Source organism: Ideonella sp. BN130291 (assembly GCF_036231905.1).
Classification (GTDB): Bacteria; Pseudomonadota; Gammaproteobacteria; order Burkholderiales; family Burkholderiaceae_C; genus CAMLIZ01.
The window spans coordinates 120,565-135,059 of record NZ_JAZARE010000003.1; the positions used below are offsets into that span (position 1 = coordinate 120,565).

Below are 14,495 nucleotides of genomic sequence, written 5' to 3' on the forward strand. Positions count from 1 at the left end.
TGAACCGAGCGCAGGCGACGGGCGTCGCTACAATCGAATCAGTATAGCGGCTGCCCCATTTTCGGGCAGGCGGCCCACGGGCCCGCGCCCGGCAGGCCCGCATCCAGCCGCCGCTCACATCCGACCCCGATGCTCCCTTCCCTTCGCTTCTGTCTGGCTGCCGTGTGCTGCGCGCTGTGCAACGTGGTGGCCGCGCAGAACGAGTCGGCCAGGGACATCGAGCGGGCGTATCGCGCAGGCGACCGCGTGCAAGCGACTGAGCGGCTAGACCGCGCGATCCAGGCCCAGCCGCAGGACGCCCAGCTGCGTTTCCTGAAGGCCGTGCTGCTGGCGGAAACCGGCCGAAGCGCCGAAGCGGCCGACATCTACCAACGCCTGACGCAGGAATACCCCGAGCTGCCGGAGCCGTACAACAACCTCGCGGTCCTGTATGCCGCGCAAGGTCAGCTCGACAAGGCGCGCGACGCCCTCGAAACCGCGTTGCGCAACGATCCCGCCTACGCGACCGCGCATGAGAACCTGGGCGACGTGTACGTGCAGCTGGCCCTTCAATCGTATGAACGCGCCGGCGCACGCGGCGCCGAGCTCCAGCGCAAGCTCCAGCTCGCACGCCAGTTGGTGGCCCGCTCACCGCGCGGCTCCTGATATTCCACCGCCCGGCCAACCGGGCATTGCAAGGAGACTCCCCATCATGAAGCTGCCCCACCGCCTGGTTGCCACCGCCGTGCTCAGCGGCTTTGGCCTGCTGGCCGCCCTGCCCGCCTGGGCGCAGAAGGTCCGCCTGGCCACCAGCCTGGGTGACATCGTTGTCCAGCTGGACGCGGAGAAAGCGCCCAAGTCGGTGGCCAACTTCGTGCAATACGTGAAGGCCGGCCACTACAACGGCACGATCTTCCACCGCGTGATCGAGAACTTCATGATCCAGGGCGGTGGCATGACCGCCGACATGAAGGAAAAGCCGACCAAGGCACCCATCCCGCTGGAAAGCAGGAACGGCCTGAACAACGAGCGCGGCACGCTGGCGATGGCGCGCACCATGGACCCCAATTCGGCCACCTCGCAGTTCTTCATCAACGTGAAGGACAACCCCTTCCTCGATGCCGCCAATGCCCGCGACGGCAATGGCTACGCCGTGTTCGGCAAGGTGATCGAAGGCATGGACGTGGTCGACAAGATCAAGGCCGTGCCCACGGGCGACAAGGGCGGGCACCAGAACGTGCCGCTGCAACCGGTGACCATCAAGAAAGCCACCCTGGAGAAATGACATGACCAAGACCGTAGAACTCACCACCAACAAAGGCACGATCCGCATCGAGCTCGACGACGCCAAGGCGCCGGCCACGGTGGAGAACTTCCTCGCCTATGTGCGCAAGGGCCACTACGACGGCACGGTGTTCCACCGCGTCATCCCCGGCTTCATGATCCAGGGCGGCGGCTTCGAGCCCGGCATGAAGCAGAAGCCCACCGACGCCCCGGTGGCCAACGAATCGGCCAATGGCCTGAAGAACGAGCACTACACGCTGGCCATGGCCCGCACCTCGGCGCCGCATTCGGCCACCGCTCAGTTCTTCATCAACACCACCAACAACAGCTTCCTCGACAAGGACCGCTCGCAGGACGGCTGGGGCTATGCGGTGTTCGGCCGCGTGGTGGCCGGCCAGGACGTGGTGGACGCGATCGAGAAGGTGGCCACCACCCGCAAGGCCGGCCATGGCGACGTGCCGGCCGAGGACGTGATCATCGAGCGCGCGGTCGAGGTTGCCTGAGTGAGCCTGGCGCCTGGGCAGATCGGCCGATTCGAGGCGCCGGCGCACTGGCGCGCGATCGACTTCATCTCCGACCTGCACCTGGATGCCGAGCATCCGCGGACCTTCGACGCCTGGGAGCGCCAGCTGCTGCACACCACCGCCGACGCGGTGTGGCTGCTCGGCGATGTGTTCGAAGCCTGGGTGGGCGACGATGCCCGCCACAGCGGCTTCGAGCAGCGTTGCGCCCAGGTGCTGAAGGCCGCCGCCGGCCGGCGCCACATCGCCTTCATGGCGGGCAACCGCGACTTCCTGGTGGGCGAGGCCTTGTTGGCCGACTGTGGCATGCACCGGCTGGCCGACCCGACGCTGCTGCAGGCCTGGGGTCAAACGCTGCTGCTCACCCATGGCGACGCCCTGTGCATCGCCGACACTGAATACCAGCGCTTTCGCGCCATGGTCCGGGATCCCGCCTGGCAACAAGCCTTCCTGGCCCGCGGATTGGCCGAGCGGCAGGCGCTCGCGCGGCAGATGCGCGACGCGAGCGAAGCCAACAAGCGTGGCCAGATGCCCACCGACTGGGCGGATGTGGACGCCGGCACAGCGGTGCAGTGGCTACAGGCGGCTGGCGCCGCGCAGATGCTCCACGGCCATACCCATCGCCCAGGCCACGACATCCTGGCGCCGGGTTTTGAACGCCACGTGCTCAGCGACTGGGATCTCGATGGCACCCACCCCAGAGCGGAGGTGCTGCGCCTCACCCGCGAGGGCCTGGTCCGCCTTGCGCCCGAGCTGGCGCTGGCGCTGGCGTGATGCTCGCGCGCTGGTGGCAGCGCTGGCAGCTGCAGCGCGAATCCAGGGCGCTCCAGCGGCGCGCCATCCCGGACGCACTGTGGCAGCTGACGCTGCTGCGCTATCCCTTCCTTGCCCAGCGTCCGGACGCCGACGTGCAGGCCTTGCGCCGCCTCACCAGCCTGTTCCTCGACCGCAAGGAATTCCACGGCGTCGACGGCCTGGAGGTGAGCGACGACATTGCCGTGGCCGTGGCCGCGCAGGCCTGCCTGCCCGTGCTGCGGTTGGGACTGTCGGCCTACGATGGCTTCGTCAGCGTGGTGCTGCATGCCGACGAGGTGGTTGCCCGGCGTGTGGTGACCGACGAGGACGGCGTGGTGCATGAATACGATGAGCCGCTGGTGGGCGAGGCGTCCATCGACACCGGCCAGGTGATGCTGAGCTGGACTGACGTGCGCGACGCCCAGGAGCTCACCGACTGGGGCTACAACGTCGTCATCCATGAGTTTGCCCACGTGCTGGACGCGCTCAATGGCGAGATCGACGGCATTCCCGGCCTGGCCAGCACCGAGGCATATGAACAGTGGGCGGCGGTGCTGGACGAGGAGTACGAACGCTTCTGCGGCTGGGTGGACGCCGGCCGGGAGACCGTGCTGGACCCGTATGGCGCGCAGGCGCCGGAGGAGTTCTTTGCCGTGGCGTCCGAGGCGTTTTTTGTCGCTCCGCAGCCCATGAAAAAAGAGCAGCCGGCGTTGTACCGGCTGCTCTCGGGTTACTTCCAGCAGGACCCTGCGGCCCCGCTCGCGACTTAAGCGGTCGCCGGCTCTGCCTTCGGCTTGTCGCTCTTGCGCGGCGGCTGGATGTCCAGGATGGGGTTGCCTTCGTCGTCCACATCCACCGTGAGGCGGCCGCCATCGACCAGGCGCCCGAACAGCAGCTCGTCGGCCAGCGCACGACGGATGGTGTCCTGGATCAGGCGCTGCATCGGCCGTGCACCCATCAGCGGATCGAAGCCCTTCTTGGCCAGGTGCTTGCGCAGGCCGTCGGTGAAGGTGACCTCCACCTTCTTCTCGGCCAGCTGGCTTTCCAGCTGCAGCAGGAACTTGTCGACCACCCGCAGGATGATCTCCTCGTCCAGGCCCTTGAAGCTGACGATCGCGTCCAGGCGGTTGCGGAACTCCGGCGTGAACAGGCGTTTGATGTCGGCCATCTCGTCGCCCGACTCGCGGGCGTTGGTGAAGCCGATGGTCGCCTTGCCCATCATCTCGGCGCCCGCGTTCGTCGTCATGATGATGATGACGTTGCGGAAGTCGGCCTTGCGGCCGTTGTTGTCGGTCAGCGTGCCGTGGTCCATCACCTGCAGCAGCACGTTGAAGACGTCCGGATGCGCCTTCTCGATCTCGTCGAGCAGCAGCACCGCATGCGGCTTCTTGGTCACCGCCTCGGTCAGCAGGCCGCCCTGGTCAAAGCCGACGTAACCGGGGGGCGCGCCGATCAGGCGGCTGACCGCATGGCGCTCCATGTACTCGGACATGTCGAAGCGGATCAGCTCGATGCCCAGGATGTAGGCCAGTTGCTTGGCCACTTCCGTCTTGCCCACACCCGTGGGGCCGCTGAACAGGAAGGAGCCGATCGGCTTGTCCGGCTTGCCAAGGCCCGAGCGGGCCATCTTGATGGCGGCTGCCAGGGCGTCGATGGCCGGGTCCTGCCCGAACACCACGCTCTTCAGGTCACGGTCCAGGCTCTTCAGCTTGCCGCGGTCGTCGCTGGACACGCTGGCCGGCGGGATGCGTGCGATCTTGGAGACGATCTCTTCCACTTCTGTGCGGGTGATCGTCTTCTTCTGCTTGCTCTTGGGCAGGATGCGCTGGGCCGCGCCGGCTTCGTCGATGACGTCGATCGCCTTGTCAGGCAGGTGACGGTCATTGATGAACTTGGCGGACAGCTCCGCGGCCGCCTGCAGGGCGCCCAGCGCGTACTTCACGCTGTGGTGCTCCTCGAAGCGCGACTTCAGGCCCTTGAGGATCTCGATGGTCTGCTCCACCGACGGCTCCACCACGTCGACCTTCTGGAAGCGCCGCGACAGCGCCGCGTCCTTCTCGAAGATGCCACGGTACTCGGTGAAGGTGGTCGCGCCGATGCACTTCATCTGGCCGCTGCTCAAGGCGGGCTTGAGCAGGTTGCTGGCGTCCAGCGTGCCGCCCGATGCTGCGCCGGCACCGATCAGTGTGTGGATCTCATCGATGAAGAGGATGGCGTTGGGCTGGTCCTTCAGCTGCTTGAGCACGCCCTTCAGGCGCTGCTCGAAGTCGCCGCGGTACTTGGTGCCGGCCAGCAGCGCGCCCATGTCCAGGGTGTAGACGGTGGAGTCGATCAGCACCTCGGGCACGTCGCCCTCGGTGATGCGCCAGGCCAGGCCTTCGGCAATCGCCGTCTTCCCCACGCCCGCCTCACCCACCAGCAGCGGATTGTTCTTGCGCCGGCGGCACAGCACCTGGATGACACGTTCCACTTCCAGCTCGCGGCCGATCAGCGGATCGATCTTGCCTTCGCGGGCGAGCTGGTTCAGGTTCTGGGTGAACTGGTCGAGCGGGGAGCCCTTGCCCTCGCCGCCCTCTTCCTTCTCACCCTCGCCGCCCTGGCTGCTGCCCTCGCTCGGCTTGGCCGGCTCGGGCGGGTCGGACTTCTTGATGCCATGGGCGATGTAGTTCACCACGTCCAGGCGGGTGACACCCTGCTGGTGCAGGTAGTACACCGCATGGGAATCCTTCTCGCCGAAGATCGCCACCAGCACGTTGGCGCCGGTGACTTCCTTCTTGCCGCTGCCCGTGCTCTGCACGTGCATGATGGCCCGCTGGATCACGCGCTGGAAACCCAGCGTGGGCTGGGTGTCCACCTCGTCGGAGCCACCCACGGTGGGCGTGTTCTCCTTGATGAAGGTGGTCAGGCTCTTCCGCAGGTCGTCGATGTTGGCGGCGCAGGCGCGCAGCACTTCGGCGGCTGAGGGGTTGTCGAGCAATGCCATCAGCAAATGCTCGACAGTGATGAATTCATGCCGCTGCTGGCGCGCTTCCACGAACGCCATGTGCAGGCTGACTTCCAATTCTTGCGCGATCATGCGGCCTCCATAATGCACTGCAACGGATGACCGGCGCGGCGGGCCGCGGCGAGCACCAGTTCGACTTTCGTGGCCGCAACGTCCTTGGTGTAGACACCGCAGACGCCACGACCCTCGTGATGGATCTTCAACATGATCTGGGTGGCAGTCTCCAGATCACGCTTGAAGTACTCCTGCAAGACCATCACCACAAACTCCATCGGCGTGTAGTCGTCATTGAGCATGACGACCTGGTACATCGGGGGAGGCTCGGTTTTGGCTGTTTTCCGTTCCGCCACGACAGCGCCCTGCCCGTCATCCTGACGGGGCGTCTCGGGCGGCGTCACCGGCGGTTGGGGGGGGTCCACTGGCATGGATTGATTCTATAGATTCAGAGTTCCTGCAGTGGATGAGCAACTGCAATGCCACTCATATTGCACCGACCTGGGCCAGATCAAGCCGCGGATAAGAACGGCCACTGCGGGTTTGATGATTTTTTTCCGTCCGGCCGCACCCTGCCGGCCCCCGTGTCAGCGGCTTGACACCTTGTTGAGCGCCACTTCACAATCCGCGCGCAAACAGGCGTCAGCCCTGGAGGAGAGAGACTCATGCCCATCGGCACAGTAAAGTGGTTCAATGACGCCAAGGGGTTTGGTTTCATTGAGCCGGAAGGCGGCGGAGCGGACGTTTTCGCCCATTTTTCCGCCATCGTCATGGACGGCTTTCGCACCTTGAAGCAAGGCAGCCAGGTCAGCTATGAACTGGTGCAGGGCCCCAAGGGTGACCTCGCCCAGAACATTCGCCCGGTGGAAAAGGCCGCGCCGCTCGCGGAACGCCCTGCCCTCTCGGTGCCGGGCGATGGCTCGCTGGCCATGGCCGGCTGAAGTCTCGCCGAAATGACAAAGCCCGCCTTCCGGCGGGCTTTTTTGTGGCCGCCCACCGGAAGGCGGGCGTTGGCGCCATCACATGTTGTCGATCATAACCTGGCCGAAGCCGGAGCACGACACCTGGGTGGCACCGTCCATCAGGCGTGCAAAGTCGTAGGTGACCTTCTTGGACAGGATCGCCTTTTCCATCGCGCTGATGATCAGGTCGGCCGCTTCGGTCCAGCCCATGTGGCGCAGCATCATTTCCGCGGACAGGATCTCGGAGCCCGGGTTGACATAGTCCTTGCCGGCGTACTTGGGCGCGGTGCCATGGGTGGCCTCGAACATCGCCACCGAGTCGCTCATGTTGGCGCCGGGCGCGATGCCGATGCCACCCACCTGCGCCGCCAGCGCGTCGGACACGTAGTCGCCGTTGAGGTTCAGCGTCGCGATCACCGAGTACTCCGCCGGCCGCAGCAGGATCTGCTGCAGGAAGGCGTCCGCGATCGAATCCTTGATCACGATGTCGCGGCCGGTCTTCGGGTTCTTGAACTTGCACCACGGGCCGCCGTCGATCGGCTGGGCGCCGAATTCGCGCTGTGCCAAGGCATAACCCCAGTCCCGGAAGCCGCCTTCCGTGAACTTCATGATGTTGCCCTTGTGCACCAGGGTCACCGAAGGCTTGTCGTTGTCCACGGCGTACTGGATGGCCTTGCGCACCAGGCGCTCGGTGCCTTCGCGCGAAACTGGCTTGATGCCGATGCCCGAGGTATTCGGGAAGCGGATCTTCTTGACGCCCATCTCCTTGATCAGGAAATCGATCAGCTTCTTCGCCTTGTCGCTTTCGGCTTCGTATTCGATGCCGGCATAAATGTCTTCCGAGTTCTCGCGGAAGATCACCATGTGGGTCTTTTCCGGCTCCTTCACGGGAGACGGCACGCCCTTGAAATACTGGATCGGCCGCAGGCAGACGTAGAGGTCGAGTTCCTGGCGCAGCGCCACGTTGAGCGAGCGGATGCCACCGCCCACCGGGGTGGTGAGCGGGCCCTTGATGGACACCACGTAGTCCTTCAGGACCTGCAGTGTTTCCTCGGGCAGCCAGACGTCCGGGCCGTAGACCTTGGTGGACTTCTCACCGGCGTACACCTCCATCCAGTGGATCTGGCGCTTGCCGCCGTACGACTTGGCCACCGCGGCGTCCACCACCTTGATCATCACCGGCGTGATGTCGAAGCCGGTGCCGTCCCCTTCAATGTAGGGAATGATCGGCTGGTCGGGCACGTTGAGCGAGAAGTCGGCGTTGACGGTGATCTTCTGCCCGCCCTCGGGCACCTTGATGTGCTGGTACATGTGTCTGCTGGCTCTGGGAGTTGACTGCGGCTAGAGGAAAAAGTCTAAGCGGCGGATTCTATGCCAGCGAGGCTTTCAGCCCGCTGTCGCGAGATTCCCTTGCGGCGTGTCAACCGTTCGCAACCCGCCCGCGTTCTCACCTCGCCTCCCAGTTGGAGGGGGGCGAAATCCAAAACTTTCGAAAGGTATTCCAAAATGAACAAGCTCCTGGCCGCCCTGATCGCTGCTGCTTTCGCTACCGGCGCCTTCGCCGCTGACGCCAAGAAGGAAGAGAAGAAGGCTGAAGCCGCCCCGGCCGCCGCCTCCGCTGCTTCCGGCGCCAAGGCCGAGAAGAAGGCCGAGAAGGCCGCCGCCAAGGACGAAAAGAAGGCCGAGAAGAAGGAAGAAGCCAAGAAGTAATTGGCTTCCAGCTTCTTGAGGCGGCCGGTTTCGGCTGACCTCTGAGCCCCGACGCCCGGCCCTGGCCGGGCGTCGTCGTTTCAGCGCGCGGCGGCGTTCAATAATCTGCGCCTCTCGCCCACCCCATCGAATGCTCACCACCATGTTCGCCTCCACGCTGGCCCGCTGCTTGTCAGCCCTTGCCCTGGCCGCCGCTACCCTGCATTGCGCCGCCCAGACGGAGCCCCAGCCCAAGCTGGACACCGTGACGCTGACTGCGGGCATGCACAACATCCGTGCCGAGGTGGCCCGTACGGACGAACAGCGGCAGATGGGCCTGATGCTGCGGCAGGAGATGGCCCAGCACGAAGGCATGCTGTTCGTCTTCGAGGAGCCGGCGCTGCACTGCTTCTGGATGAAGAACACGTTGCTGCCCCTGTCGATCGCCTTCCTGGGCGACGACGGCAGCATCGTCAACATCGTCGACATGAGGCCGCAGACCACGGCTTCCAACTGCCCGCTGAAGCCGGTGCGCTATGCGCTGGAGATGAACCAGGGCTGGTTCGCCAAGCGCGGCATCAAGGCCGGTTTCCGCCTCAGCGGCGCACCGTTCCGCCCCTGAAGCCGCCGCCGCATCATGCGGCCAGCCGGACGGTGAACCGGATCCCCGGGAACGACGGCCGGCTGCTCACGTCGAGCCGCCCCCCGAGCCGCTCGACGATTTCACGTGCGATGGCCAGGCCCAGGCCAGTGCCGCCGTCATTGCGCAGGTCGGCCCGCTCGCCGCGCCAGAACGGCTCGAACATGCGGCCCAGCTGCTCGGGCGCCACACCTTCGCCGTCGTCCTCCACCTGCACCTCGGCGCCACCACCGGACAGCGGGCGAACCCGCACGACGATGTGCTGCCCCCCATAGCGGCGGGCGTTGTCCAGCAGGTTGGTGAGCACCTCGCCCAGCCACAAGGGGTGAGCCCGGGCCACCACGGGTTCGTCCGGCGCGTCCAGTGCGACTGAACGCCCCTCCCGCAAGCCCTGCAGCACCATCGGTTCGGCCGATTCGCGCACCAGCGGCACGATGTCCATCGGCACCTGCTCGGCGTTCACCGACAAGGCCGTCTCCGACCGCGCCAGGCTGAGCAGTTGGCCGATCAGGCGCGACAGGCGCTCGCTGGAGCGCAGCAGCTGTTGCAGCAGCGGCTGCCATGGCAGATCGCCCGCCGCCGGCTGGGGCAGCGCCAGCAGTTCCTGCTCGAGCTCCTGCGCCAGCACCCGGATGCCGGCCACCGGGGTGCGCAGCTGATGGGCGGCGTCGGCGACAAAGCGCCGCTGCAGTGACACCGACTGCTGCACGTCGGCCAGCAGCATGTTGATGCGCTCGATGAGCGGCACCGCTTCCGCGGGCACCTGCTGCAGCGGCAAGGGGCTCCAGTCAGCGGCGTCGCGGCGGGCCACATCGGCCGCCACTTCGCGCAGGGGCTGCAGCCCGCGCCGGATGCCCCAGCCCAGCAGCACGAAGGTCAGCGTACCGAGCGCAAAGGCGGGCAGCATGATGCCCAGCTGGATGTCGCGCACCAGCACGTTGCGCTTGCGGGTGGTTTCCACCACCACGATGGATACCGAGCGGTCCAGCATCGGCGACGCCACGGAGAACACCGCACCGCGCACGGGCTCGTTCTCATACTCGGCGTCGAACAGCACCGGCTGCTCGAAGGTCTTGCGGTTGCGCATAGGCGGAATCGGCACCGTGGCGTCCCCAGCCAGCACATTGCCGTCTGCATCCACCATGGCAAAGCTGTTGCGGTCCTCGGTGTCCCAGGTGACCAGCTCGCGCGCCTGGCGCGTGAGGTCCAGCAGGGGCCCGCGGTCGCTCCACACCACCTTGGCCGCCAGCGCCGTGGCTTCGTCCTGGAGGCTGCGGTCGAAGGCGGCGTTGGCGCTGTTGCGCGCAAGCAGGTAGGCGCCTCCGACGGCGGCCGCAGTGCCCAGCAGCCAGATCCACAGCAGGGGCTGCAGCAGCTGGCGGCGGATGCTGGGGCCGTGGCGGCGCGGCTGGCTCACGCGTTGCCGCTGTCCTGCGGCGGAGCGGCCTCCATCACATAACCGAACCCACGCACCGTCTTGATCACCACGCCGAGTTCCGCAAAGCGCTTGCGCAGGCGGTGCACGTACACCTCCACCGAGTTTTCGCTGAAGTCGGCCTCCCAGCTCGACAAGGTGGCAACGATCGTCTCCTTGGGCACCACGCGGCCCGCCTTGTGCATCAGCAGTTCGGTGAGCGCCATCTCGCGCGGGCTCATGCGCACCCGCTCGCCGCGGTAGGTGAGCTCCCGGTGCGCGATGTCCAGCACCAGGTCGGCCAGGCTGATGGTTTCGCTGATGCGCCCTTCGGCGCGCCGCTTCAGCGCCCGCAGCCGCGCCACCAGCTCAGGCACATCGAAGGGCTTGACCAGGTAGTCGTCGGCGCCGGCGTTCAGGCCCTGCACACGGTCGGTGAGCTCGTCGCGCGCGGTGAGCAGCAGCACCGGCAGCTTGGCCCCGCGGCTGCGCCAATGGCGCAGCACTTCCATGCCGTCCTTGCGCGGCAGGCCGAGGTCCAGCACGGCGAGGTCGAACTGGCCGATCAGCCCTTCGGCGCAGGCCTGCACACCGTCGGCCAGCACATCCACCCGCCAGCCCTCACGCTCCAGCGCCCGGGCCACGCCGAGGCTCAATGCGGGATCGTCTTCGACCAGCAGGATGCGCATGGCGCCGGATTGTGCCGCGTGGACATGAAAAAACCGGCCCTCGGGCCGGTGTGGCGCTGCGCGAAGTGTCGCTTCAGGCGAAGTTCTTCTCGGCGAACTCCCAGTTCACCAGCTTGTCCAGGAAGGTCTCGACAAACTTGGGGCGCAGGTTGCGGAAGTCGATGTAGTAGGCGTGCTCCCACACGTCGATGGTGAGCAGCGCCTTGTCGCCGGTGGTCAGCGGCGTGCCGGCGGCGCCCATGTTGACGATGTCCACCGTGCCGTCCGCCTTTTTCACCAGCCAGGTCCAGCCGGAGCCGAAGTTGCCCACCGCCGACTTGGTGAAGGCCTCCTTGAAGGCAGCGTAGGAGCCCCACTTGGCGCTGATCGCCTGGCCCAGCGCGCCTTGCGGCTCGCCGCCGCCGTTCGGCTTGAGGCAGTTCCAGAAGAAGGTGTGGTTCCAGACCTGCGCCGCGTTGTTGTAGATGCCGCCGGAGGACTTCTTGATGATGTCCTCCAGGCCCATGTTCTCGAACTCGGTGCCCTTCTGGAGGTTGTTCAGGTTCACGACATAGGCGTTGTGGTGCTTGTCGTGGTGGTACTCCAAGGTCTCGCGGCTCATGTGCGGGGCCAGCGCGTCATGGGGGTACGGCAACGGGGGCAGCGTGTGTTCCATCTGGGTTCCTTTCGACTTGTGAGTGCGCTCGGGCAGGAGCGGTCCCTGGGACAGGAGAGCGGGCCATTGTAGGCAGCTTGCAGGCTGCGGCGGCGCGACCGGACACGCAAGGCCCTGCTGCCGTCAACGCCCGGTGCGATGCCCCGCGCTGGGCGCCACCTGCACATCCAGCACCTGGGCCGTCGCCTGGCCATCGGCCCACACCGCCTGCAGCGTCTGGCCGGGCTGCACCTGCTGGGCCGACACCAGCGGGAGCCCGCCTGCGTCGGTGACCCAGGCATACCCGCGGGCGAGCACGCGGGACGGATCAAGTGCCTCCAGCCGCGCCTGCAAGGCATCCAGCCAGGCAGACGCCCTGCGCTGCTGGGATCGCCCGCCGCGCAGCAGTCGGCCGGCCAGCTCCTGCTGGCTGCGCTGCTGCAGGCGCAGCGCGGTCGCCAGCGCGGTGCGGCGCCGCTCGTCCTGCGCCCGCAAGGCATGGGCGTGGCGGGCCAGTGCCTGCGCGGGCCGAAGAAAGCGCAGCGACAACTGGTCGAGCCGCATCGCCCTGCCCTCCAGCTGACGCTGCACCGCACGCTGCAGGCGCCACTGCAGCCCCGCCAACGCATCCTCCAGCTCGGCGCTGGCCGCCGACACCAGCTCTGCCGCGGCCGTGGGCGTGGGTGCCCGCAGGTCGGCCGCCAGATCGGCCAGCGTCACGTCCGACTCGTGGCCCACGCCACACACCACCGGCAGCGGCGATGCCGCCACCGCACGCACCAGGCGCTCGTCGTTGAAGGCCCACAGGTCCTCCAGCGAGCCTCCGCCACGGCAGAGGATGAGCACCTCGGCCTCCGCGCGGGCCGCGGCCAGCGCCAGCGCGTCGACCAGCGCCGCAGGCGCTTCGGCGCCCTGCACAAGGCTCGGGTAGACCACCACTTCCACATGCGGCACCCGGCGCGCCAGCGTGGTGAGCACATCGCGCAGCGCCGCAGCACCCAGCGAGGTGACCACGCCCACGCGGCGCGGATGCAAGGGCAGCGGACGCTTGCGTGCCGGGTCGAACACACCTTGCGCCTCCAGCCGCGCCTTGAGGCGCAGGAACTCCTCGTACAGCGTGCCGGCCCCCACGCGCTGCATGGCTTCCACCACGAGTTGCAGCTCGCCGCGGGCTTCGTACACCGCGATGCGGCCACGCAGTTGCACCTGCAGCCCGTCACGCGGCGCAAAGTCCAGCAGGCCGGCGGCGCGACGGAACATGGCGCAGCGCAAAGAGCCCCCCCCCTCGGGATCCTTGAGGGTGAAGTAGCAGTGCCCGCTGCCCGCGCGCGTGAAGCCGGACAGCTCGCCACGCACCGCGCAGGCCCCGAAACGCGCCTGCAGCTGGTCGTTCGCTGCCAGCAGCAAGGCGGAAACGCTCCACACCAGCCGGCCCGCGCCTACGAGGTCGTTGCCCTCGGTCACGCCGCTATCCCAATGCCGGCGCGGCTGCAGAACTCCACAAGCGCGCCAATGCTGGGCTGGCAGGCCACTATGCCTGTCACCATGTCGTCACAATGAAGCAAGTGATTGATTTTCAAAGAGTTTTCCGTGCCCAAACTTTGAGCAAACTGAGGCAAGGCGAGAAAAATCGCGGCTTTGCGGCCGTCGGAGCCGACTTGCCCACAAAGTTGTCCACAGCTGCGGTGGATGGATTGCGGCGGCTCTTGACGCAACACGACAACGACCGGTCCCACCGCTGGACCGCCAGGCGCAACACGCCATAATCGCGCCTCGCCAAAGCCGCCCACCCTGAAGAGGACCGCGTTGTTTTCGATCATACAAGCCGCCGGTTGGCCGATTTACCCGTTGATCCTCTGCTCGATCGTGGCGCTTGCGCTGATCATCGAGCGGCTGTCCACCCTGCGCCCGTCCCGCGTGGCGCCGCCGTCGCTCACTGACGAAGTGGTGACCGTCACGCGCAACACCCTGCCGGCCGCGGACGTGGTGAACAAGCTCGCACAGACCTCGGTGCTGGGCCAGGTGCTGGCCAGCGGGCTGCGTGCGGTGATCGCCGAGCCGCGCATCACCGAGCAGGCGCTGCGCCAGGCCTTCGAAAGCGCCGGCCGCGCCGCGGTGCACCGGCTGGAACGCTACCTCAACACGCTGGGCAGCATCGCCGCCGTGGCGCCCTTGCTGGGCTTGTTCGGCACGGTGGTGGGCATGATCGAGATCTTCGGCTCCCAGGCACCCACCGGGGGCACCAACCCGGCGCTGCTGGCGCACGGCATCTCGGTGGCGCTGTACAACACGGCGCTGGGCCTGATCGTCGCCGTGCCGTCGCTCATGTTCTACCGCTACTTCCGCGGCCGCATCGACGAGTTCGCGATCGAGATGGAGCAGTCGGCCGAACGCCTGGTGCCGCACTTGATGCGCTTCGCGGTACGCACGCCGCCGCAGCACGCTGTTGCACCATGAACTTCCGCAGGCGCCACCCTGAGGAACCGGAGATCAACCTGATCCCGTTCATCGACGTGCTGCTGGTGATCCTCATCTTCCTGATGTTGTCGACCACCTACTCCAAGTTCACCGAGTTGCAGGTCACCCTGCCCAGCGCGGACGCCGAGCAGTTGCGCGACCGGCCCGCCGAGATCGTGGTGGCGGTGTCCGCCGATGGCCGCTATGCGGTGAACCGCAAGGCGGTGGAAGGCCGCAGCGTGGAGCTGCTGACCGCCGAGCTGGCCGCGGCCGCCGCGGGGCAGAAGGATGCGGTGGTGATCGTCTCCGCCGACGCCACCGCCGCCCACCAGTCGGTGGTCAACGTGCTGGACGCCGCGCGCCGGGCCGGCCTGCCGCGCCTGACGTTCGCCACGCAGACCAGCGGTGGCACCGCCCCTGGACGCTGAAGCCG

At 66.9% G+C, this 14,495-nt stretch carries 18 protein-coding genes; 10 read left to right on the top strand and 8 right to left on the bottom strand.

The window, feature by feature from the left end; all coding sequences use genetic code 11:
* Positions 1–129: 129 nt before the first annotated feature.
* From VPH43_RS07025 to VPH43_RS07045, 5 genes are read left to right on the top strand one after another with little or no spacing between them, the layout of a single operon-like run.
* Entirely contained in the window at positions 130–645 is a 516-nt protein-coding gene (locus tag VPH43_RS07025; RefSeq protein WP_328576965.1) for a tetratricopeptide repeat protein, read from the top strand.
* A gap of 46 nt (positions 646–691) precedes the next feature.
* Positions 692–1,264, top strand: a complete 573-nt coding sequence (locus VPH43_RS07030; RefSeq protein ID WP_328576966.1) for a peptidylprolyl isomerase — start codon at positions 692–694, stop codon at positions 1,262–1,264.
* 1 nt (position 1,265) lies between these two features.
* Positions 1,266–1,766 (top strand): peptidylprolyl isomerase, encoded by a 501-nt coding sequence (locus VPH43_RS07035; protein WP_328576967.1) that lies wholly within the window; start codon positions 1,266–1,268, stop codon positions 1,764–1,766.
* The gene (locus tag VPH43_RS07040; RefSeq protein WP_442909228.1) at positions 1,767–2,558 is read left to right on the top strand and encodes a UDP-2,3-diacylglucosamine diphosphatase; all 792 of its coding nucleotides are present in this window, start codon (positions 1,767–1,769) and stop codon (positions 2,556–2,558) included.
* Positions 2,558–3,349 carry a zinc-dependent peptidase gene (locus VPH43_RS07045; protein WP_328576968.1) on the top strand — a complete coding sequence of 264 codons (792 nt, stop codon included), beginning with the start codon at positions 2,558–2,560 and terminating at the stop codon, positions 3,347–3,349. The genes VPH43_RS07040 and VPH43_RS07045 overlap by 1 nt, the downstream gene beginning before the upstream one ends.
* Here the strand turns inward: VPH43_RS07045 and clpA are convergent.
* Together clpA and clpS are read right to left on the bottom strand one after the other, a co-directional pair.
* Positions 3,346–5,655, bottom strand: coding sequence for an ATP-dependent Clp protease ATP-binding subunit ClpA (gene clpA, locus VPH43_RS07050; RefSeq protein ID WP_328576969.1), 2,310 nt, complete (start codon positions 5,653–5,655; stop codon positions 3,346–3,348). The two genes, VPH43_RS07045 and clpA, sit on opposite strands and share 4 nt — an antisense overlap.
* A complete protein-coding gene (clpS, locus tag VPH43_RS07055; RefSeq protein ID WP_328576970.1) occupies positions 5,652–6,008 on the bottom strand; it encodes an ATP-dependent Clp protease adapter ClpS in 357 nt (118 codons plus the stop codon). Before clpS ends, clpA begins: the two co-directional genes overlap by 4 nt.
* Positions 6,009–6,242: 234 nt before the next feature.
* On the opposite strand from clpS, the gene VPH43_RS07060 reads away from it, so the two are divergent.
* Complete coding sequence (locus VPH43_RS07060) at positions 6,243–6,518, top strand: cold shock domain-containing protein (protein WP_328576971.1); 276 nt, start codon at positions 6,243–6,245, stop codon at positions 6,516–6,518.
* Positions 6,519–6,596: 78 nt separating this feature from the next.
* On the opposite strand, the gene icd is transcribed toward VPH43_RS07060, so the two are convergent.
* Positions 6,597–7,850 (bottom strand): NADP-dependent isocitrate dehydrogenase, encoded by a 1,254-nt coding sequence (gene icd / locus VPH43_RS07065; protein ID WP_328576972.1) that lies wholly within the window; start codon positions 7,848–7,850, stop codon positions 6,597–6,599.
* Positions 7,851–8,045: 195 nt separating this feature from the next.
* On the opposite strand from icd, the gene VPH43_RS07070 reads away from it, so the two are divergent.
* Together VPH43_RS07070 and VPH43_RS07075 are read left to right on the top strand one after the other, a co-directional pair.
* Positions 8,046–8,249 (top strand): hypothetical protein, encoded by a 204-nt coding sequence (locus VPH43_RS07070; RefSeq protein ID WP_328576973.1) that lies wholly within the window; start codon positions 8,046–8,048, stop codon positions 8,247–8,249.
* Positions 8,250–8,379: 130 nt separating this feature from the next.
* Entirely contained in the window at positions 8,380–8,850 is a 471-nt protein-coding gene (locus VPH43_RS07075; RefSeq protein ID WP_328576974.1) for a DUF192 domain-containing protein, read from the top strand.
* Between the two features lie 13 nt (positions 8,851–8,863).
* Here the strand turns inward: VPH43_RS07075 and VPH43_RS07080 are convergent, their stop codons facing one another.
* From VPH43_RS07080 to VPH43_RS07100, 5 genes are all read right to left on the bottom strand, one after another.
* A complete protein-coding gene (locus VPH43_RS07080) occupies positions 8,864–10,285 on the bottom strand; it encodes a sensor histidine kinase (RefSeq protein ID WP_328576975.1) in 1,422 nt (473 codons plus the stop codon).
* Entirely contained in the window at positions 10,282–10,971 is a 690-nt protein-coding gene (locus tag VPH43_RS07085; RefSeq protein ID WP_328576976.1) for a response regulator transcription factor, read from the bottom strand. The genes VPH43_RS07080 and VPH43_RS07085 overlap by 4 nt, the downstream gene beginning before the upstream one ends.
* A 73-nt stretch (positions 10,972–11,044) precedes the next feature.
* Positions 11,045–11,626: a superoxide dismutase gene (locus VPH43_RS07090; RefSeq protein ID WP_328576977.1), complete on the bottom strand. Its 582-nt coding sequence runs from the start codon at positions 11,624–11,626 to the stop codon at positions 11,045–11,047.
* A gap of 123 nt (positions 11,627–11,749) precedes the next feature.
* The gene (xseA, locus tag VPH43_RS07095; RefSeq protein ID WP_328576978.1) at positions 11,750–13,069 is read right to left on the bottom strand and encodes an exodeoxyribonuclease VII large subunit; all 1,320 of its coding nucleotides are present in this window, start codon (positions 13,067–13,069) and stop codon (positions 11,750–11,752) included.
* Positions 13,066–13,425, bottom strand: a complete 360-nt coding sequence (locus VPH43_RS07100) for a hypothetical protein (protein ID WP_328576979.1) — start codon at positions 13,423–13,425, stop codon at positions 13,066–13,068. Before VPH43_RS07100 ends, xseA begins: the two co-directional genes overlap by 4 nt.
* On the opposite strand from VPH43_RS07100, the gene VPH43_RS07105 reads away from it, so the two are divergent.
* Together VPH43_RS07105 and VPH43_RS07110 are read left to right on the top strand one after the other, a co-directional pair.
* The gene (locus tag VPH43_RS07105) at positions 13,412–14,062 is read left to right on the top strand and encodes a MotA/TolQ/ExbB proton channel family protein (protein WP_328576980.1); all 651 of its coding nucleotides are present in this window, start codon (positions 13,412–13,414) and stop codon (positions 14,060–14,062) included. The two genes, VPH43_RS07100 and VPH43_RS07105, sit on opposite strands and share 14 nt — an antisense overlap.
* On the top strand, positions 14,059–14,490 hold the full coding sequence (locus VPH43_RS07110; RefSeq protein ID WP_328576981.1) for an ExbD/TolR family protein: 432 nt from the start codon (positions 14,059–14,061) through the stop codon (positions 14,488–14,490). Before VPH43_RS07105 ends, VPH43_RS07110 begins: the two co-directional genes overlap by 4 nt.
* The last annotated feature ends 5 nt before the right edge of the window (positions 14,491–14,495 follow it).